Below are 20,237 nucleotides of genomic sequence, written 5' to 3'. Positions count from 1 at the left end.
CGTCGCGGTATGTGGGGTGCTGATCGCTAGATGATCAGGCTCAGCGGCAGGATCAGGGCGATCGCGACCACTGAGATCACCGTCTCCATCACCGACCAGGACTTCAGCGTCTGGCCGACGCTCATCCCGAAGTACTCCTTCACCAGCCAGAAGCCGGCGTCGTTGACGTGCGACAGGAACAGCGACCCGGCGCCGATGGCGAGCACCATGAGCGCGGCGTGAGTGGTCGACATGTCGGCGGCCAGCGGGCCGACGATGCCGGCGGCGGTGATGGTGGCGACCGTGGCGGAGCCGGTGGCGAGGCGGATCAGCACGGCGATCAGCCAGCCGAGCAGCAGCGCGGAGATGTGCCACTTGCCGGACCACTCGCTGACGGCCTGGCCGACGCCGACGTCGATCAGGGTCTGCTTGAAGCCACCGCCGGCGCCGACGATGAACACGATGCCGGCGATCGGGCCGAGCGAGTTGCCGACCGTCGCGGAGATCTTCGTCTTGTCGAACCCGGCGGCCTTGCCGAGGGTGACCATGGCCAGCAGGGTGGCGGCGAGCAGCGCGATCAGCGGGGAGCCGATGAAGTCGAAGAACCGCTGAACGGTGTTCTTCGGGTCGTCGATCACCACGTCGGCGAGGGCCTTGCCGAGCATCAGCCCGACCGGCAGCAGGATGGTCGCGAGGACGGCGCCGAACCGCGGGGTCTTCTCGTTCTTGACGGTCTCGGCGGGCGTGGTGTCCGCGGGTATCTCCAGCGGGCCGACCCAGCGCTGGGCGAACCGGGAGAACAGCGGGCCGGCCACGATCAGGGTGGGGACGGCGATCAGCAGGCCCAGCGCCAGGGTGACGCCGAGGTCGGCCTTCAGGGCGTCGACGGCGACCAGCGGGCCCGGGTGCGGCGGGACCAGGCCGTGCAGCACGGACAGGCCGGCCAGCGCGGGGATGCCGATCCGCATCAGCGGGACGTTGCCGCGGCGGGCGACCAGCAGCACGATCGGGATCAGCAGGACGACGCCGACCTCGAAGAACAGCGGCAGGCCGAGCACGGCGGCGATCAGCGCCATCGCCCAGGGCAGCATCTTCGGGCCGGTCCGGGCCAGCACCGTGTCCGCGATGATGTTGGCGCCGCCGGAGTCCGCGAGCAGCTTGCCGAGCATCGCGCCGAGGCCGATCAGCAGGCCGACCGAGGCGACGGTGGAGCCGAAGCCGGTGGAGAAGCTGCTGAGCAGCTTGTCGAACGGCGCGCCGGCGACGGCCGCGAGCAGGCCCGAGCCGAGGGTCAGCGCCAGGAACGGGTGCAGCTTGAACTTGGTGATCAGCAGCACGATCGTGCCGATGCTGAGCAGCACCGCGAGCAGCAGCTGTCCGTTGCTGTCCGTGTGGGGGAGCGCCGGCGCGGCGGCGGCCAGCAGGGTGGGGGTCACGCGAGTCTCCATTGACGAGCCGGCACCGCCCGGGGGTCCGGTGGGCGGTGGCGGGGTGTGACGGGGTGGGGCGGGGGTTTCCGAGCCGGGGTCAGGCCGGCAGGGCGGCGACGGCGCGTTCGACGAGGGTGTCGGGGTCGGCGTCGACGTCCAGCACGGTGCCGCGCTCGTCCGCCTGGAGCGGTTCGAGGGTGGCGTACTGGGAGTCCAGCAGCGAGGTCGGCATGAAGTGGCCCGTGCGGTGGGCCAGTCGGTCGCCGACCAGTGCGTGGCTGCCGGTCAGGTGCAGGAACTGCGCCTCGGGGCAGGCGGCCCGCAGGGTGTCGCGGTAGGCGCGCTTGAGGGCGGAGCAGGTGACGACGCCACCGGTACCGGCCGCGGCCCGTTCGCCGAGCCACGTGCCGAGGGCGCGCAGCCAGGGTTGCCGGTCCTGGTCGTCCAGCGGGATCCCGGCGCTCATCTTGGCGATGTTGGCGGCGGGGTGGAAGTCGTCGGCCTCGGCGTACGGGAGGCCGAGGCGGTGGGCGAGCAGTCGGGCGACGGTGGTCTTCCCGACTCCGGAGACGCCCATCACCACGATGACGGGCGGCTGCTGGTTCTCGACGCTGAGAGCCATGGGTGGTGCTCCTGTCCTTGCCTGGTCACGGGCAAGGTAAGCCCAAAGGTATGACTTATTCAAGCCACCGAAACCCAATCGTCATACGTATATGCATCGCCGCAGGTGGGAGGCCCTCCACCAATCCCCCTCCCCCCGATCGCCCGTGACCTCGCCGATAGGCTGGCCGAATGGAGATCCAGGGCCTGCCCGGCCGCCTGCTTGCCCACCTCGGTCCGGCGATCGCCTCCGGCGAGCTGCCCGCGGGCACCGTGCTGCGCACCGAGGAGTTGGAGGAGCAGCACGGGGTGTCCCGCACGGTGGTGCGGGAGGCGGTGCGCGTCCTGGAGTCGATGCGACTGGTCGAACCGCGCCGCCGGGTCGGGATCACGGTGCGGCCGCAGAGCGACTGGGACGTGTTCGACCCGCTGGTGATCCGCTGGCGCCTCGCCGGCGCGGGCCGCTCCGCGCAGCTGCGCTCGCTCGGCTCACTGCGGGTCGCGGTCGAACCTGCCGCGGCGGCCCTCGCCGCCCGGAACGCCAGCGACGACGACCGGCGGGAACTCAGCGCGCTGGCCGTCGAACTGACCGTCACCGCCCGGGCCGCGGACCTCGAATCCTTCCTCGCGCACGACATCGCCTTCCACGCGGCGGTGCTGCGGGCCTCCGGCAACGAGATGTTCGCGCACCTGAAGGACACCGTCGGCGCCGTCCTCACCGGCCGCACCGAACACCGGCTGATGCCGCACCGCCCCCGCGAGTACGCGGTGCAACTCCACCGGGACGTCGCCGAGGCGATCTGCGCCGGCGAACCGGAACTGGCCGAACGGGCCATGCGCACCATCGTGGTCGGCGCGGTGGAAGAGCTGGAAGCCACCCTGCCCGACTGACCCTCTTGCGGACCTGAATACGATTCCCGACGGGGGGTTGACGGCCCGTCGGCACGACACGCCCGGTTTGAGTGGAATTCCACCGGGTGGCCGCATACCTTCACCCTTATTGGGGCAGTCTGGGAAGCACCGGACGGGTGCGCATCCGACAGGGGGTGGCGATGGCGCGTCGTCGGCGCAGTCGACTGCCGGACGAAGTGCGGGCAGCCGCGGTCCGGGCGGGCCTGGCGTTCGCGTTCACGGTGGTGACGGTGATCGTCGCCGTCCTGGCGTCCTGGTCGCACACCACGCTGATCGTGCCCGCGCTGGCGACGATGGCGATGGGCGTCTTCATCCTGGCGTGGTGCCTGATAGACATCGTGGTCTCCCGCCAGGTTGCGGCAAGCCGCAGGCGCGCTCCGCACTCGGCGAGTCCGATGACGGGCTCGCGTGCAGATGCGCATACAGGGGCGCGGGGGACGGCGCGGCCAGCCCTGCACCAACAGCCGGATCGCCGCGCAGGATGGTGAGTTGCACTATCGCGCGACATTGCTGACGGGCGCGAAAACAGGGGCGCTGGGAACTGCGCGCAGCGGAAGGCACCCCGACAGCCAGGTCGCGCGATAGTGCAACTCATTGCCCTGCATCGCGATCTGACTGACGGTCCTCGGCTGGCCGCGCCGTTCCGCCCCCTCGCTTCGCTGGGGGTACCCCCAGCGCCCCTAGTTGCTCAACCTCGCGTGCCGATCGCGTAGCCGTACTGCACCGGCCAGTTGCGCTCCGCGCCCAGTGTCTTCGCCGCGTGCAGCGGCCAGTACGGGTCGCGGAGCAGCTCGCGGCCGAGCATGACGACGTCCGCGCGGCCTTCCGTCAGGATGGCTTCCGCCTGGGCCGGCTCCGAGATCATTCCGACCGTGCCGACCGCCACGCCGGCCTGCTCGCGGATCTGGGAGGCGAACGGGACCTGGTAGCCGGGCCCGACGGTGATCTTCGCGTCCGGGACGAGGCCGCCGGAGGAGACGTCGATCAGGTCGATGCCGATGGCCTGGAGTTCCTTGGCGAGCAGGACGCTCTCCTCGACCGTCCAGCTGGGCTGCTCGGGGACCCAGTCCGTGGCGGAGACGCGGAACAGGACGGGGAGGTCCGCGGGCCAGACGGCCCGCACCGCGGTGGCGATTTCGCGGGCGAGGCGGCTGCGGCCGGCGAAGTCGCCGCCGTAGCCGTCGGTGCGGTGGTTGGTGAGCGGGGAGAGGAACTGGTGGATCAGGTAGCCGTGGGCGCCGTGCACCTCGACCACCTGGAAGCCGGCGGCCAGGGCGCGGCGGGCGGCGGACGCGAAGTCCTCGACCAGTTCGGCGATCTGAGTTTCCGTCAGTTCAGCGGGCGCCGGGTAGCCGTCGCTGAACGGGATCGGCGAGGCGCCGACGACGGGGAAGCCGCCGTCCTCCGCGGCGAGCGGCCCGCCGCCCGAACTCGCCTTCGCCGTCGAGGCCTTGCGTCCGGCGTGGGCGAGCTGGATGGCGGGCACGGAGCCGTGCGAACGGATCAGCGCGGCGATCCGCGCCAGCGCGTCCTGCTGCTGGTCGTTCCACAGGCCGAGGTCCCAGGGGGAGATCCGGGCGTCGGGGCGGACGCCGGTGGCCTCGACCATGACCAGGCCGGCGCCGCCGGCGGCGCGGGCGCCGAGGTGGGCGAGGTGGAAGTCGGTGGCGACGCCGGTCTCGGGGCCTTCGGCGGCGGCCGAGTACATGCACATCGGGCTGAGCCAGATCCGGTTGGGGATGGTCAGCGTACGGAGGGTGATCGGCTCGAACAGGGCGCTCACGACGGCCCGTCCTTCCTGTGGTCCCGACAGCGACGGTCTCTTCGCTTCGTACGATAGCTGCCGTACTACGAGATCTGTCAAACTACGAGGACTCTCGTACTATGGCGGGGTGACCATCGACCAGGACTGTGCCGGCGACCCGGAGTGCCAGAAGCTGCTGCCCGAGCCGGCCGTCGCCGAGCTGCGGCTGGAAGCCGTGCTGCACGCACTCTCCGATCCGACCCGGTTGCGGATCGTCGCCGAACTGGCGGAAGCGGGTGGCGACGAGCTGAATTGCCTCGCATTCGAGCTTCCAGTCACCAAGTCGACATTGACACATCACTTTCGGGTCCTCCGCGATGCGGGACTGATTCGTCAGCATCGGCGCGGCACTTCTAAGATGAACACACTGCGCTCGGCCGATCTCGGCGAGCGCTTTCCCGGTCTGCTGGACGCGGTGCTGGCCGCCGCCGAGCCGTGCCTCCACACCCCGAAGCCGGCTGCCCGCTGACCTTTCGACCGAACCGCAGGCCACGAGCCTGACGGCGCGTCAATTCTCGCGGCGAGTCCCCGCCATGGACTTCGGCGACCCTTCGCCAACCACATTCGCAACCACTCGAACAACGCCGCACGTCAGCCGCCACAGCAACCCCTCCTGGCGCCGCCGAGGGGTAATTTCTGGCGCGGTCATGCCTTGTCACACAGGCTTCACCGAAGTTGCCCCAGCGTTCATCGAGCGTGGTCATTTGGTCTATACCAATCAGGTAATCTGACCGTCGACAGGTGTCAATGACCGGCCGTGGGGGGCCTTATGACTGTCAATCACCTTCCGTCGCCACCCTCCGATCAGGAGCTCTACTGGTACTTCGGACCTCAGCGCCGCTGGGTCCCGCTGCTCTCCGCGCTCGCCTTCGTGTTCAGCGCGGCCACGATGTTCAGCTTTTCGCTCCGCAATCCCGCGCTCTGGCCGTTCCTGGCCGTGCTCGGCATCAACGTGGTGGCTCTCGCCCTGACCTGCGTCAACGGGCTCCGCCGCCGCCGCTTCACCCGGGCCGGCCACGAACTGCTGGTCGCCGCCTGGCAGCCCGCCGACCCGCCGTCCGTCGACCTGTACCTGCCGACCTGCGGCGAACCGCTCGACATCCTCGCCAACGCCTACCGCGCGGTGGCCCGGATGGACCACCCCGGCACGCTCGACGTGTGGGTGCTGGACGACGGCGACCGGCCCGAAGTCGCCTCGCTGGCAGCCGAGTTCGGGTACCACTACGTGGTGCGGCCGAACCGCGGCGAGTTCAAGAAGGCCGGCAACCTCAACCACGCGCTCACCCTGAGCAAGGGCGAGTACATCGCCATCCTGGACGCCGACTTCGCGCCGCGTGCCGACCTGCTGCAGCACCTGCTGCCGTACTTCGGCGACCCGAAGGTCGGCATCGTGCAGAGCCCGCAGTGCTTCGACACCGACACCTCGATGGGCTGGGTGCAGCGCGCCGCCGGCGCCGCCCAGGAGTGGTTCTTCCGCTGGGTGCAGCCCAGCCGGGACGCCTCCGACGCGGCCATCTGCTGCGGCTCCAACGCCGTCTACCGGCGCTCCGCGATCGACGCCGCCGGCGGCTTCGCCCGGCTCGACCACAGCGAGGACATGTACACCGGACTCGCCCTGCACCAGCAGGGATTCAGCACCCGGTACGTGCCGGTGCTGGTCGCCAAGGGCACCTCGCCCGAGTCCACCACCAGCTTCGTCAACCAGCAGTACCGCTGGGCGATGGGCAACCTTCACCTGATCGGCGACCGGCCCGCCCGCAAGGCCATGACCTGGCGGATGCGGCGCTGCTTCGACGAGGGCATCGTCGGCTACCTGGCCGCCGCCGTGAACGTGCTCACCGCACCGCTGCCGCCGCTGGTCATGCTGTTCGCCTTCCCCGGCGAGGTCCGCGCCTGGTACGTGCTGCCGATGCTCTCCCTGCTGTGGCTGTGGCACGTGCTGCTGCCCCGGGTCAGCCGCACCCGCTGGCGCACCGAAGTGCTGCGCGCCAACGTGCTGATGAGCTTCGCCGCCGCCACCGCCTACTGGCACACCCTGCGCGGCCGCAGCGCCGCCTGGGTGCCCACCGGCGTCGCCAAGCCCGGCGCCTCCGGCGGCATGGCCCGCAAGGTGCTGCTGGTCTCGCTGCTGTGGACGGCCGGCACGCTGGTCGCCACCGCCGTCGGCGTCACCGTCGCCACCGCCATGTACGGCTGGCACTACACCTGGGGCCTGGCCCTGTACCTCGCCGTGCAGCTGCACGCCGGCGTCCCGCTGGTCCGCGACCTGTACGCCGAGCTGCGGCCGCACCCCACCCAGAACACCGAATCCGGGGCCCGCCCGGCGATGCGGCCCAGGCGCTGGCCCGAGGCCCTCGCCGTCACGAGCACGCTCGCCCTGATCGCCCTGCTCGCCTCCGGCTGGGTAGCGCCGATGCTGCCCTGGCTGGGCTGAAAGGTCCACCTCCCGTGTCCACCAGCACCGCCCCGCTCACCGTCGTTCTCGGGCAACCACCCGTCGAGCGACCGAAGTTCAGACCGGACATCGAAGGACTGCGGGCCGTCGCCGTGCTCGCCGTGCTCGCCTTCCACGCGGCCGTCCCCGGCCTGGCCGGCGGCTTCGTCGGCGTCGACGTGTTCTTCGTCATCTCCGGCTACCTCATCACCGGACTGCTGCGCAGCGAGAGCGCCGCCACCGGCAGGGTCCGGCTCGCCGAGTTCTACTCCCGGCGCGCCCGCCGCCTGCTGCCCTCCGCCGCCGTGGTGCTCGCCGTGGTCGCCGTCCTCGGCGCCCTGCTCACCGCGCCGCTGCGCCGCGCCGACCTGGAGCGCGACGTCCTCGCCTCCGCGCTGTCCGTCGCCAACTGGCGCTTCATCGCCGAACAGACCGACTACCTGGCGGCCGGCCGCGACCCGAGCGCGCTGCTGCACTTCTGGTCGCTCGCCGTCGAGGAACAGTTCTACCTGCTGTGGGCCCCGCTGATGGCGCTCGCCGCCCGCTGGGTCTGGAAGCGGCGCACGCTGCTCGGCCTGACCGTGCTGCTCGGCGCCGGCTCGTTCTGGCTCTCGCTGCACTGGAGCGCCGGCGCGTACCTCTCCACGCCCACCCGGGCCTGGCAGTTCGCGGCCGGCGCGGTCATCGCGCTGCTGCCGATCCGCCGAATACCGCGCCTGGTACGGGAGTTGCTGGGCCTCGGCGGCATGGCCGCGGTGCTCGCCGCCGTCCTGCTCTTCGACGCCCGCACCCCCTACCCCGGCTACGCCGCGCTGGTGCCGACCGTCGGCACCGCCGCGATCATCCTGGCCGGCACCGGGCCGCACCTGGTGGGACGGCTGCTGTCGCTCGGCGCGCCGCGCGCGATCGGCCGGCTCTCCTACAACCTGTACCTGTGGCACTGGCCGGTGCTGGTGCTCGCCGAAGCCCAGTGGGGCAGCCTGCACTGGGGCGTCAAGGTCGCGCTGACGGCGGCCGCCGCGCTGCCAGCGCTCGCCGCCCTCAACTGGCTGGAGCAGCCGCTGCGCCGCAGCCTGGTGCTCGGCGAAATCCCGCGCCGCGGACTGTCGTTGGGCCTCACCGCGGTGGTGCTGCCGGTGGTGCTGGCGCTGGTCGTCGGCACCGGCACCATCCGGATGCTCGGCCCCGCCACTCCCCCGGACCCGTCCGGCCTGCCGCCGGGCGCCCGCGACGGCCGCACCCTGCTCGCCGCCGCCCCGCCCGCACACGCCCCGACCGTACCCAACCCCCTCCAGGCCCGGGGGGACTTCCCGCCGGACGGCGCCTGCGAGGTCAACCCCGCCGACACCACCAGCCCGCCCTGCCGCTTCGGCACCGGCGACGACCGGATCGTGCTGCTCGGCGACTCGCACGCCGGCCAGTGGTTCTCCGCGCTGCTCGGCATCGCCGCCCAGCACCACCTGTCCGTCGAGGAACTCGTCAAGCAGGGCTGCCCGCTGCCCGAACTCACGGTCACCAACCCCCAGTTGGGGCGCACCTACCACGAGTGCGACACCTGGCGGGCGAACACGCTGCGCCGGCTGGGGGACGGGCCCAAACCCAAACTGATCGTCGTCTCCACGCTGAACCGCTACACCGCCGACCGCGACGCGCTGCTGCACGGCTGGGAGCAGACCCTCACCCCGCTGCGGGAGCTGGGCGTCCCGATCGTCTACCTGCAGGACACGCCGAACCCCGGCCGGGACGTCCCTGCCTGCGTCTCCGGGCACCCCGACACCACCTCCGCCTGCGACTTCCCGCGCAGCGAGGGCCTGTGGGCCGACCCGCTGGCCGAGGAGATCGCCGCGGGCCGCGTCCCCGGCGTCCGCACCATCGGCGTCAACCAGGTGCTGTGCCCCGGCGAGGGCCGGATGTGCCCGGCCGTCCTGGAGCACGTCCTGCTGTACCGCGACGACTCGCACCTGACCAACGCGGCGGCCGTCGTCCTCACCGCGCGGCTCGACCAACTCCTCATCGAGGCAGACGTGTTCGGCAACGGCTGGACCACCCTGCTGCACGACGAGTTCGACGGCCCCGCCGGCGCGAAGCCCGACCCCGCGAACTGGCAGTACGACCTGGGCACCTGCTACCCCGGCTGCCCCGCCGCCCAGTGGGGCACCGGCGAGATAGAGACCATGACCGACTCCACCGCCAACGTCCGCCTGGACGGCCAGGGCGCACTGGAGATCGTCCCCACCCGGGACGCGAGCGGCCACTGGTCCTCGGGCCGCATCGAGTCCAAGCGCGCGGACTTCACCGCACCTACGGGCGGAGTGCTGCGCGTGGAAGCCAAGTTGGCCCTGCCCGCCGTCAACGGGCCTGCGGCCTCCGGCTATTGGCCCGCGTTCTGGGCGCTCGGCGGCAAGCTCCGTGACGGGTACACCGGTTGGCCCGGCGTCGGCGAACTCGACGTCCTCGAATCGGTCGGCGGGCGGGGCGTCTTCGGCACCATGCACTGCGGCACCACGCCGGGCGGCCCCTGCAAGGAGCCCAACGGCCTGGGCTCCGGCGAACAGTCCTGCGCGGACTGCTGGGGCACGTTCCACACCTGGACGGTCGAGGTGGACCGCACCGCCCCGGTCGAGAAGGTCCGCTGGCTGCGCGACGGCCAGGAGTACTTCAAGGTCACCTCCGACCAGGTCGACCCGACCGCCTGGGACCAGGCGGTGCACCACGGAATCTTCCTGATCCTGAACGTCGCCATCGGCGGCAACCTGCCGAGCGCCTACGGCAGTTCACCGACGGCGGCGACCGAACCGGGCCACCCGATGAAGGTCGCGTCGGTCACCGTGTCGACCCACCTGTAAGGGCCACCAGGGGCGCGGGGAACTGCGCGAATCGGAAGGAGCCCGTCAGCAGGATCGCGGCACAGGCAATGACTTGCACGTGTTCGCGACCTTGCAGGCGGGCTCCCACCGTTTACTCAGGCTTGCGGAACATCCTCGTCGCCGTGATCTCCCCGTGAATCGTCGGCCCGTCAGGGTCCTGCGCCGCCGGGAGGCCGGGGCGGAGGTGTTCCTCGACCGAGATGTACTTCAGGCCGGCCCGGAGGTCCGCGTCGTTGCGGAGGCGGATGACGAGGGGGAACTCGGCCAACGCGGTGGTGTCGAACAGGCCGGTGGTGTAGATGAGTTGGACGCCGAGCGCGTCGGCGACGGCGCGCTGGAGTTCCAGCAGGTACGTCGCGTTGGCGCGGCCGATCGGGTTGTCGAGGAACAGCGTGCCGGCGTGGCGGAGCTGTGACTGGCCGCGGTCGTTGGCGCGGAGGGCGGCCATCGTGCAGTAGAGGGCGATGGCGGCGGTGAGCAGCTGGCCGCCGGAGAAGACGTCCGACATCTGGCCGACGGAGACCCGTTCGGCGCGCAGGACGGCGTCGGGCTTGAGGATTTCGACCGAGACGCCCTTGGGGCCGATCGCGGCGGCGACGCCGCGCAGCAGCAGGGACATGCCGTCGCGGCGCAGGTCGGAGTTCTTCTTGACGGCGGACTGGGTGGCGTCGTCGATGACTTCGCCGAGCCGTTCGACCAGGACGGCGTGGTCGGGGTCCTCGAAGCGGATGCGCAGGAATTCCTGGCCCGACCATTCGCCGAGGCCTTCGGGCAGGCGGGAGAGCCGCTGCGCGGCGCGCAGGGTGGCGAGCGAGGATTCGACCAGGCCGCGCAGGCGGTCGACGATGGAGGCGCGGTTGCGTTCCAGCTGGGTGAGTTCGTCGGTGAGCACGCGCAGCCGGGGGGCGAACGCGGCGGCCCAGGCGGCGGCGTGGTCGGGCAGGGCGGCGGCGGGCAGCTCGCGGATCTGCTGGCGGGCGGGGGTGCGGACGGCTTCGTAGCGGGCGGCGTTGGCGTGCCGGACGAGGGCGTCGGAGGCGTCCCGGACGGCGAGTTCGGCGCCGGTGAGTTCGCCGGCGGCGGTGCGCATGGCGCGCCGGGTGTCGGCGACGGCGGCGCGGGCCGCGGCGAGGCCGCCGAGGTAGGCGTCGGCGGTCTCGGTCTCCTCGCCGTTGTCGCGCAGCGAGTCGCGGAGCTGGCCGGCGAGTTCCTCGAAGTCGGTGGCGGCGGCCTGTGCCTGGTCCAGGGTGCGCTGGAGGTCGGCGTGTTCGGTGCGCGCGGTGTCGACTCGTTCGCGGCGTTCGGCGAGCAGCGCGGTGGCGGTGCGGAGCAGGGCCTGGGCGTGTTCGGGGTCGGCGGGGAGGAGGTCGTCGGGGAGTTCGGTGTGGGCTTCGCCGTTGACGGGGGCGGAGCGTTCGGCGTCGCCGCGCAGGCGCCCGACTTCTTCGGCGGCGGCGCCGGAGCGGGCTTCGATGATGGTGACGAGCTCTTCGGCGCGGGCGGCGGCGGCCTGCCGGGCGGGGCCGTCGGCGCCGTCGGGGCTGGCGAGGAGTTCCTCGGCGCGGGCCTTGACCTTGTTGCTGAGGCGGTCGAGTTCGGCTGCGGCGGCGGCTTCGTCGCCTTCGGCGCGGGCCTGTTCGGCGCGCAGGTCGGCGCCGACGCCGACCTTTTCGTACAGCTGGGCTGCTGCGCGGTAGGCCTCGCGGAGGGCGGGCAGCGAGGTGGGGGTGGCGGTCTCGTCGGGTTCGGTGCTGGTGTCGGCGGCGGCGATCTCGGCGCGTTCGCCGCGCAGGGTGCGTGCGGTGCGGCGGGCGTCGTCGGCGGCGCGCTGGGCGGCGCGGCGGTCCTCGTCGCAGGTGCGGGCGCGTTCGGTGCACAGGGCCTGGCGGCGTTCGCATTCGGTGGCGTCGTCGGCGAGTTCGCGCTGGCGGCGGGTCCAGTTGGCGCGTTCGCGGAGGCGGAAGGCGAGGCCGGCCAGGGCGTCGGCGCGGCGGCGGGTGCGCTGGGCGGTTTCCCGGCATTCCTCGTGGCGGGCGGCGGCGGCCTGGTGGTCGGCGTCGGCTTCGGTGTGGTCGGCGCGCAGGGTGGCGAGTTCGGCGGCGGTGGCTTCGGCGTGTTCGGCTGCCGCTGCGGCGGCTTCGGCGAGTTCGGCGAGGGTGCCGGGCGGGCAGCTGGCGTGCCAGGAGGCGAGGCGGGCGGCGAGGGCGCGGTCGCCGCCGAGGCGGGCGGCGAGTTCGCGGATGTGTTCCTCGCGGGCGGTGGCGCGGGCGCGCAGTTCGCGGCGTTCGTCGTCGGCGGCGGTCTCGTTGTGCATGGCCGGGTTCGGCGGCACCAGGAAGAACGCGGGCTCGGCTTCGATCGGGGCGGTGAGGGCGGCGGCGGTGCCGACGGCGACGGTGGAGCGGGGCAGCAGGGCGGCGGCGGCGAGCGCTTCGCGGGCCCGGTCGAGCGAGCTGGGGTCGGTGACGACGACGCCGTCGACGAGTTCGGGGCGGGCGGCGAGGATGGCGTCGTGGTCGGCGGGGTCGACGGACTGGGCGAGGTAGCGCCAGCCGGGCAGCGCGGGGATGCCCTGTTCGCCGAGGTACTCGACGGTGGCGAGGACGTCGGGGCCGGGCGGCAGCAGGCCGCCGTCGCCGAGGGCGGCGAGGATCCGGGAGTCGTCGGCGGCGGCGGTGCGCAGGTCGAACAGGGTGCGTTCGGCGTTCGCCACGGACTGGTCGAGCAGTTCGCGCAAGTCCTCGGCGGACGCGTCGAGTTGACGGGGCGTCAGGAAGCCTTCGGCCTCCTCGGCGCCGTCCTGGTAGGGCGTCAGGGAGAGCAGTTCGGCGAGCCGGGGTTCGGCGGCGAGCTGGGCGGCGGTGCGCTGTTCGGCGGCGAGGGTGCGTTCGGCGGCGGTGCGGGCGTCGGTGGCGCGGGCGGCGGCGAGTTCGGCGCGGGCCTCGGCGGCGGCGGATTCGCGGGCCCGGACGGCGGCGGATTCGGCGGCGGTGCGCGCGAGTTCGAGCTCTTCGGTGGCGGCGCGTTCGGCGTCGGCGGCGTGCAGGGCGGCGCGGGCGGGGTCGGGTTCGGCGCCGGAGTCGTCGATCCAGCCGGCTTCGACGGCGGCGGCGGTCTCCTGCTCGACCTCGGTGAGGCGCTGGCGCAGGTGTTCGGCCTCGGAGCGGGCCTTCTGCGCGGCGGTGGCGGCGGCGGTGGCTTCGGCCTGGGCGGCGGAGCCGTCCTGCTGCAATTCGCCTGCGCGCAGCTCCTCCTGGTCGGCGCGGGTCTCGGCGTTCAGCGCGGCGGATTCGAGGGCGCGGGCGAGGGCGCCGGCGGCGCGGTCGCGGGCGGCGAGGGCGGGCGCGGCGTCGAGTTCGGCTTCCCGGATGGCGGCGGCGACCCGGCTGGCGCGGTCGGCGGCGGCGCGGTGCCGCAGCACCGCTTCGGCGGCCTGCCAGGCGGTGAACTGGGCGCGGGCGTCGGTGAGTTCGCGGCGCAGGCGGCCGGCTTCGGCGGTCGCGGCCTCCAGGCCGAGGGTGGCGTGCCGGTAGCCGAGTTCGGAGACGATCAGGGCGTGCCGGGTGCGGTCGGTCTCGGCGGCGGTGACGGCGCTCGCGGCGGCGGCGACCTCGACGGAGAGGTCGTGCATCCGGTCGCGTTCGACGGCGGAGCGCGCGGACAGCGAGGTCGCGAGCTTGCGGGTGCGGCGTTCGGCGGCGCGGTGGCCCTCGCGGACGGTCTCCCGGCCGGCGGTGGCGTCGACGATGCGCTGGAGCAGGTCGACGGAGCCGGCGGTGAAGTCGCGTTCGGCGGTGAGTTCGGCGCGGCGGCCGAGCTTGGCGGCGAAGCCGTGCACCAGGTCGGCGAGGCCGTCGGTGTCGCGGGTGTCGGTGACGGCGCGCAGCAGCAGGTCGGTGAAGTCGGCGTCGTTGCGGACCGCGAACAGGCCGGCGGCCTCGCCCTCGTCGGCGTTCATCTCGCGCTGGTAGCGGAAGAGTTCGGGGTCGAGGCCGAGTGCGCCGAGGTGCTCGATCCAGCGGTCGTGGATCTCCTCGAAGGTGACGTCGAGGTGCGGGTGGGCCTTGGCGGCCTCGGTGAGGGTGTCTCGGAAGCCCTTCATGGTGCGGCGGCGGCCGCGGGCCTTCTGGTCGCCGGCCAGGCTGGGCCGTTCGGCGACCGGCAGCGCGTCCAGGGTGAGGCCGGGGCCGGGCCGGAAGGAGTACCAGAGTTCGGCGAACTTCCGCGGGTCGGAGGAGACCTGGCGGCCGCGCCACTCGCTGACCTTGCCGACCACGACGAGTTCGCCGGTGACGGTGTGCTGCCACTCGAGGGCGACGTGGCCGCAGTCGTCGGCCAGCAGGAACTTGCGCAGCACGCCGGAGGAGGCGCCGCCCAGGGTGTTGCGGTGGCCGGGCAGCATCACCGAGAAGATCAGCTTGAGCAGGACGGACTTGCCACCGCCGTTCTCCAGGAACAGCACGCCGGCGGGCGCGGGGCGGCGCTGCGGGCCTTCCGGCTCCTCCCCGAACAGGCCGATCTGCTGCGGCTGCGGTTCGGGGACCGGATCGCCGACTCCGCGCAGGTCGAGCACCGTGTCGGCGTAGCGGGCGCCCGCCGGTCCGATCGAGTACAGGCGGACCCGGTTCAGCTCGTACATGTGCGGTGGTTCTCCTGGAGCGGCAGTTGCAGGGTGGCGCTGGACAGTTGACGGAGTGTCAGAGTGCGTGGAAGGGCAGGCCCGCGTCGGCGACGAGTTCGTCGCTGTCGTCGGGCGGCAGCAGGGTGGCCGTGCCGTCGCTGACCGGGACGACGCCCAGGTCGAGCAGTTCGCCCATGGCGGCGCTGCCGGCCAGGTCGCGGACCTGCAACTGGTAGCGGGCGGTGGTGCGGTAGGTGCCGCCGGCGTCGTCGGAGGTCTTCTGCAGGAAGCCGGAGTCGACCAGGAAGGACACCGCCTTGGAGACGATGCCGGTGGTGGAGCCGGACAGCCGGCGGGCGTCCTTGGTGGCGCCGGTCGCGGAGCGGCGGGCCCACACCCGCCAGGCCGCCTCCAGGGCGGGGGCGGAGCTCGCCGGGTCGGTGTTGCTGCCCTCGGCCGCGGCGCGTTCCTCGAGGCGGCGGCAGGCCTGCCGGACGAACGCGTCCACGCCGTTGACGCTGACCCGGCCGAGGTAGCCGTCGTCGGCGAGGTCCTCGGGGCGGGGGAAGGCGAGCGCGGCGACCGCGAGGTGTGCGAGGCCGTGCAGGAAGCGGTCGGTGGACTCGGAGGCGGCGCGGCGCGAGTAGTCGCCCATCCGGACGGCGAACACCGACTCCTCGGCGGCGGCGACGGCCATCCCGGCGCGCGGCGAGACCTCCAGCACCACCAGGCCCATGCCGGTGGCGACGGCGTCGGCGAGGCGCCCGAACTGCGGGTCGTCGCGGTAGCGGCGCACCAGTTCGGCGTACTCCGCGTCCCGGGACGGCAGCAGCTTGGCCTGCAGGCCGAAGGACACCAGGCGGGCGGCCTCGGCGACGTCCGCCGGGCTGATCGCCGGGTGGGCGGCGGCAGCGGCCGGCTCGGCGTCCTGCGGCGCCCACGCCTCGGTGCTGGTGGTCATGCGGGTGCTCCTTCGGTGCGGGCGGTGCGGGCGGTGCAAGTGGTGCTGGAAGAGCGGCTCGTCACTTCGCGTCCCGGCGGTCGGCGGCCATCCCGGCGGCGTCCAGCAGGGCGCTGCCGACGATCAGGTCCGCGCCGCCGAAGCCCGGGTCGTCCAGGCGGGTGCCGTCGTCCACGGCGAACAGCAGGCGTTCCTCGCCCTGCCGGTACGCGGTGCCGACCGGCGGGCTGGCGGCGTGCACGGCCAGCAGGGCGACCAGGTAGGCGAGTTCTTCGCCGTCCTCGCCGTCGTCGGTGCCGCGGGCGCGGGCGTCGGCGAGCAGGCCGGACAGGCGGCGGGGCGCGTCGGCGGGCAGGTCGAGCAGGTCGAGGGCGGCTTCCAGCTGGGCCTCGGAGAACCGGCTGTCGTCGGGGGTGGCGACCAGGTCGGGTTCGGGCAGTTCGGCGCCGAGGTGTTCGCGTTCGACGGGCGGGGTGAGCAGCAGGTCGACGAGGTCGCTGACCCGGACCGAGACGGGGGTGCGCAGGCCGGTGCCGCGGGCGAAGAACGCGTCGGTGGGCCGGGTGGCGTCCGCGAGCGGGAGGGTGAGAACCGGGGCGAGGAGTTGACCGTAGAGGTCGATGCCGGTGCGCGCGGTGGGTGCGGAGAACGCCTGCCGGTCCTGTTCGGCGCGGAACAGCGGGCCGGCTTCCAGCAGGCGGGTCTGGAGCTGGGTGTGCCGGCGGATGCAGTCCTTGACGATGTCGACGAGTTCGGCGGCGCGCCGCTTGTGTTCGGCGTCGGTGCTCTCGTCGCGGGCCTTGCGGATGTTGGTGAGGATCGCGTTCTCGTGCCGGTACCGGTCGGCGATGTGGTCGAGCGCCTCGTCGATCAGGTCGGGGACGGTCTCCATCCAGTCGACCGCGCGGACGTTGCGGCGGGTGGCCTCGAGGGCGCGGCGCAGCGTTTCGGCGTACTGGACGGTGCGGTAGCGGGCCTGTTCGGCGGCGAGTTGGGCGTCGGCGAGGCGGCCGCGGCGGATCAGCACCTCGAGTTTGACCTCGGCGGCGATCTGAGCGCTCGTCACGTCGGTGTCCAGCGCGCCGACCAGGACGTTGACGGCCTCGTCGGTGGTGCGCAGGTAGACGCCGCCGTCCTGGCCGGGGACTTCCTCGATCAGTTTGAAGTCGTAGTCGCGGCGGGTGTATTCGCCGTCGGGGCCGAAGGTGCCGTAGACGGCGCGGAAGCCGCGGTCGACGCTGCCGACGTTGATCAGCGACTCCAGGACCCAGCGGGCGACGCGTTCGTGCTCGGTGGCGGCGCGGCCGGGGTTCTGGGCGGCGATCCGGGGGTGGAGCCGGCTGAGGACTATGTCGCGGTCGGCGCCGGTGTCGAAGTCCATGTTGAGGGTGACCAGGTCGATGGCGGCGAGGCCGATCTCGGCCATCGTGTACGAGGCGTACTCGCCGGCCAGGTTGACCTTGCGGCTGTCGAGGTCGTGCAGCGGCGCGGTGCAGGCGAGCGCCTTGAGCCGGCGGGCGAGTCCCTCGTCGGCGGCCGGTCCGGGGGCGGGCCTGGTGGGCTGGTCTGCGATGGCGGTCACGGGGGACAAGATTAGGGCTTTCCGTGGACAGGTCCGAAACGTCCCCTTTGGGCGGGCTGCTCCGGCATGTTGAACGCGTTCAATTTCAGGTCTAGAGTCCCTCTCGCGACACCGCGTGCCGTTTCCGGCACCCGCGTCATGGAGGGGGGAATCCCCATGTCCGACATCGCCACCGCCCCGACCGGTTCCACCACCGCCGGCCCCGGCCCCGCCACCGTCACCGACACCGCACTCGTCCGACGCCGGATCAGGCGCTGGCTGTGGCTGTTCATCGTCTGCCTGGTACTCAGCGGAGTGACCGCGTTCCCGCTGCAGATCGAGACCGACCTGCTGGTCCGGGCCCTGGACGCGAGCGGACTCGACTCCGCGCTCCCCGCCCTCGACGCCTGGGTGCACCGGGTCCGCGACGGCGTCGCCGACGGCTACGGCAACCACCCGTTCCTCGCCTACGGCACCGACTGGCTGGCGTTCGCGCACCTGGTGATCGCGGCCGCGTTCTGGGGGCCGCTGCGGGATCCGGTCCGCAACCTGTGGGTGATCCGCTGGGCGATGCTGGCCTGCGGCGCCGTCATCCCGCTCGCGCTGATCTGCGGCCCGCTGCGCGGCATCCCGCTGTTCTGGCAATTCGTCGACATGTCGTTCGGTGTCTTCGGCGTCATTCCGCTGCTGGTCGTGCACCGCCTGATCCGCACCCTGGAATGGAATCAGGCGGTCCGCACCCACCACGACTTCGCCAGGGTCATCCCCTCCCCCTGACCGTTCCCCGTATTACGCGGCAGTGGCCTCCGGCAGGGTCACGGTGCCGTCGTGCAGCTCCACGACCCGGTCGGCCTGCTCCATCAGGGCCGGGTCGTGGGTGGCCACCAGGGCGGTGACGCCCTGCGAGTGGACCACCGCGCGCAGCAGCTCCATCACGGCCAGGCCGGTCTCGGAGTCGAGCTGGCCGGTCGGCTCGTCCGCGATGATCAGCACCGGGTCGTTGGCCAGCGCCCGGGCGATCGCCACCCGCTGCTGCTGGCCGCCGGACAGTTCGGTCGGCCGCTGCCCGGCGTGCTCGGCCAGCCCGACCAGGGCCAGCAGGGTGCGCGCCCGCTCCTCGCGCTCGGCGGCGGGGAGCCGGCGCAGCCGCATCGGGACGCCGACGTTCTCGGCGGCGGTGAGCGTCGGCAGCAGGCCGAAGGACTGGAAGACGAAGCCGATCCGGTCCCGGCGCAGCGCCAGCCGCCCCGCCTCGTCGAGGCCGGACAGGTCGGTGCCGTCGAGCGAGATCCGGCCGCTGGTCGGGGTGTCGAGGCCGCCGACCAGGTTGAGCAGGGTGGTCTTGCCGGAGCCGGAGCGGCCCTTGAGGGCGGTGAGTTCACCGCGGGCCGCGGTGAAGGAGACGCCGCGCAGCGCGTGCACGGTGCGGGCCCCGGTGCCGAAGCTGCGCCACAGCTCCTCGACCACGACCATGGGCTCCTGCGGTTCGGTCATCTCGGTCTCCCCCGTTGGCGGTTGGGTGTGAAGGTGCACGATTCTGCTCACTCTGACAACGGTTCGCGCAAGGCCCTTCCGCTGCTTGATCCCATCTGACAGAGTCGTCCGCCATCCGGTACACGCTGAACCGGAACGGGGGTACGGGGAGCAATGTTGGGCTTTGTGCTGCGCCGACTGCGCGGGCGGCTGCCGCTGGCTGCCGCCGTGCTGTTCACGGTGCTCATCACCACCACGGTGCTGACCACCCTGGTGGCCTTCAACCGCACCGTCGCCGAGGCCGGCCTGCGCCGGAACCTGGACGGCGGCAGCCGGGCCGTCCTGCAGCTGGGCGCCGACCACGCGGCGGACACCAGGGCGGCGGACGACGCGAAGGCCGCCGCGCTCGGCACGCAGCTGTTCGACGGGCTGCCGGTCACCACGCAGTCGCTCGCCCTCAGCCGCGCGTACGGGCTGCCCGCCCTGTCGAGCGCCGCCGGCCGCGAGGTGGACCTGACGGTGCTGGCCGCGCTGGACCGCAGCCGGCTGAAGCTGACCGCCGGTCAGTGGCCGGCCGCCGGCGGCACGGTGCAGACGGTCGTGCCGAGAAGCGCCCTGCTCCGGCTGGGCCTGACCGAGAGCGCGCTGCCCGCCAAGGTCACGCTGGCCGACCGGTACGGCGGCAGCCCGCTCACCGTCGAGGTCACCGGCGTCTACCAGGTCGCCGACCGGGACGCCCCCTACTGGCGGCTCGACCCGCTCGGCGGCCGCGAGATCCAGGTCAAGGGCTTCACCACGTACGGTCCGCTGATGGTGGACGACGGCGTGTTCACCTCCGGCCTGCTGACCCAGGGCAGCCGGAGCCTTCAGCTGACCGCCGACTTCTCCACCGCCGACCCGGAGCGGATCGACCGGATCCGCTCCCGCGCCGACAAGCTGAACGACCTCGTCAAGCAGCACTCCCCGGGCCTCCAGACGCGCACCGAACTGCCCGCCCTGCTGGCCGAACTGCACTCGGCGACGCTGGTCGCCCGTTCCAGCCTGCTGATCGGGGCGCTGCAACTGGCGGTGCTGGCCGGGGCCGCGCTGCTGCTGGTGGTGCACCTGGTGGCGGAACGGCAGCGCCCGGAGAACGCCCTGCTCACCTCGCGCGGCGCGACCCGGCGGCAACTCGCCGCCTGGACGGCCGTCGAGGCACTGCTGCTGGCGCTGCCCGCCGCGGTACTCGCCCCGCTGCTGACCGGGCCGCTGCTGCGGCTGCTGACCTCCTGGGGCCCACTGGCCGGGATGTCGCTGGACCACACCGACACCACCGTCCGCTGGCCGGTGGCCGCGCTGTGCGCGCTGGCCTGTGTCGTGCTGGTCGCGCTGCCGCCCGTGCTGCGGCGCGACGCCGACCGGGTGGTGTCGCGCCGGCAGGCGGTGGTCTCCACCGTGGCCCGCTCCGGCGCCGACCTGACCCTGCTGGCGCTGGCCGTGATCACCTACCAGCAGCTGGCCGCCCGCACCGGCGGCCTCTCGGCGGACGCCGCCGGGCAGCTGGGCATCGACCCGGTGCTGGTCGCGGCGCCCACCCTGGCGCTGTGCGCGGGAAC

General features: G+C 72.9%; 14 protein-coding genes. 7 read left to right on the top strand and 7 right to left on the bottom strand.

Features of this window, described 5'->3' with window-relative positions:
• Positions 1 to 26: 26 nt before the first annotated feature.
• Positions 27 to 1,427 carry a gluconate:H+ symporter gene (locus tag ACIHEI_RS33765; RefSeq protein WP_396609401.1) on the bottom strand — a complete coding sequence of 467 codons (1,401 nt, stop codon included), beginning with the start codon at positions 1,425 to 1,427 and terminating at the stop codon, positions 27 to 29.
• Between the two features lie 79 nt (positions 1,428 to 1,506).
• Positions 1,507 to 2,031, bottom strand: coding sequence for a gluconokinase (locus tag ACIHEI_RS33760; RefSeq protein WP_392956596.1), 525 nt, complete (start codon positions 2,029 to 2,031; stop codon positions 1,507 to 1,509).
• Positions 2,032 to 2,201: 170 nt separating this feature from the next.
• Here ACIHEI_RS33760 and ACIHEI_RS33755 point away from each other — a divergent pair, with 170 nt between their 5' ends.
• Both ACIHEI_RS33755 and ACIHEI_RS33750 read left to right on the top strand, forming a co-directional pair.
• Complete coding sequence (locus ACIHEI_RS33755) at positions 2,202 to 2,900, top strand: FadR/GntR family transcriptional regulator (protein WP_396609400.1); 699 nt, start codon at positions 2,202 to 2,204, stop codon at positions 2,898 to 2,900.
• Between the two features lie 137 nt (positions 2,901 to 3,037).
• Positions 3,038 to 3,409: a hypothetical protein gene (locus tag ACIHEI_RS33750; protein WP_396609399.1), complete on the top strand. Its 372-nt coding sequence runs from the start codon at positions 3,038 to 3,040 to the stop codon at positions 3,407 to 3,409.
• 200 nt (positions 3,410 to 3,609) lie between these two features.
• Here the strand turns inward: ACIHEI_RS33750 and ACIHEI_RS33745 are convergent, their stop codons facing one another.
• Positions 3,610 to 4,704 carry an NADH:flavin oxidoreductase/NADH oxidase gene (locus tag ACIHEI_RS33745; RefSeq protein WP_396609398.1) on the bottom strand — a complete coding sequence of 365 codons (1,095 nt, stop codon included), beginning with the start codon at positions 4,702 to 4,704 and terminating at the stop codon, positions 3,610 to 3,612.
• 109 nt (positions 4,705 to 4,813) lie between these two features.
• On the opposite strand from ACIHEI_RS33745, the gene ACIHEI_RS33740 reads away from it, so the two are divergent.
• From ACIHEI_RS33740 to ACIHEI_RS33730, 3 genes are all read left to right on the top strand, one after another.
• The gene (locus ACIHEI_RS33740; RefSeq protein ID WP_387648346.1) at positions 4,814 to 5,194 is read left to right on the top strand and encodes an ArsR/SmtB family transcription factor; all 381 of its coding nucleotides are present in this window, start codon (positions 4,814 to 4,816) and stop codon (positions 5,192 to 5,194) included.
• A gap of 300 nt (positions 5,195 to 5,494) precedes the next feature.
• Complete coding sequence (locus ACIHEI_RS33735) at positions 5,495 to 7,159, top strand: glycosyltransferase family 2 protein (RefSeq protein WP_396609397.1); 1,665 nt, start codon at positions 5,495 to 5,497, stop codon at positions 7,157 to 7,159.
• 14 nt (positions 7,160 to 7,173) lie between these two features.
• Positions 7,174 to 10,005 carry an acyltransferase family protein gene (locus ACIHEI_RS33730; RefSeq protein WP_396609396.1) on the top strand — a complete coding sequence of 944 codons (2,832 nt, stop codon included), beginning with the start codon at positions 7,174 to 7,176 and terminating at the stop codon, positions 10,003 to 10,005.
• 112 nt (positions 10,006 to 10,117) lie between these two features.
• On the opposite strand, the gene ACIHEI_RS33725 is transcribed toward ACIHEI_RS33730, so the two are convergent.
• The 3 genes from ACIHEI_RS33725 to ACIHEI_RS33715 form a co-directional block, all read right to left on the bottom strand.
• A complete protein-coding gene (locus ACIHEI_RS33725) occupies positions 10,118 to 14,665 on the bottom strand; it encodes a hypothetical protein (RefSeq protein ID WP_396609395.1) in 4,548 nt (1,515 codons plus the stop codon).
• Positions 14,666 to 14,723: 58 nt separating this feature from the next.
• Complete coding sequence (locus ACIHEI_RS33720; protein ID WP_396609394.1) at positions 14,724 to 15,608, bottom strand: hypothetical protein; 885 nt, start codon at positions 15,606 to 15,608, stop codon at positions 14,724 to 14,726.
• Between the two features lie 61 nt (positions 15,609 to 15,669).
• Positions 15,670 to 17,190 (bottom strand): hypothetical protein, encoded by a 1,521-nt coding sequence (locus ACIHEI_RS33715; protein WP_387648357.1) that lies wholly within the window; start codon positions 17,188 to 17,190, stop codon positions 15,670 to 15,672.
• 156 nt (positions 17,191 to 17,346) lie between these two features.
• Between ACIHEI_RS33715 and ACIHEI_RS33710 the strand changes: the two genes are divergently transcribed.
• The gene (locus tag ACIHEI_RS33710; RefSeq protein ID WP_387648360.1) at positions 17,347 to 17,946 is read left to right on the top strand and encodes a hypothetical protein; all 600 of its coding nucleotides are present in this window, start codon (positions 17,347 to 17,349) and stop codon (positions 17,944 to 17,946) included.
• A gap of 12 nt (positions 17,947 to 17,958) precedes the next feature.
• Here the strand turns inward: ACIHEI_RS33710 and ACIHEI_RS33705 are convergent, their stop codons facing one another.
• Positions 17,959 to 18,663 carry an ABC transporter ATP-binding protein gene (locus ACIHEI_RS33705; protein ID WP_387648363.1) on the bottom strand — a complete coding sequence of 235 codons (705 nt, stop codon included), beginning with the start codon at positions 18,661 to 18,663 and terminating at the stop codon, positions 17,959 to 17,961.
• A 153-nt stretch (positions 18,664 to 18,816) separates the two neighbouring features.
• Between ACIHEI_RS33705 and ACIHEI_RS33700 the strand changes: the two genes are divergently transcribed.
• A partial coding sequence (locus ACIHEI_RS33700) for an FtsX-like permease family protein (RefSeq protein ID WP_396609393.1) occupies positions 18,817 to 20,237 on the top strand: 1,421 nt, incomplete at its 3' end.

Origin of the sequence: Kitasatospora sp. NPDC051984 (assembly GCF_044593455.1) — a bacterium.
Lineage (GTDB): Bacteria > Actinomycetota > Actinomycetes > Streptomycetales > Streptomycetaceae > Kitasatospora.
This window is presented reverse-complemented; position numbering and strand designations above follow the sequence as displayed.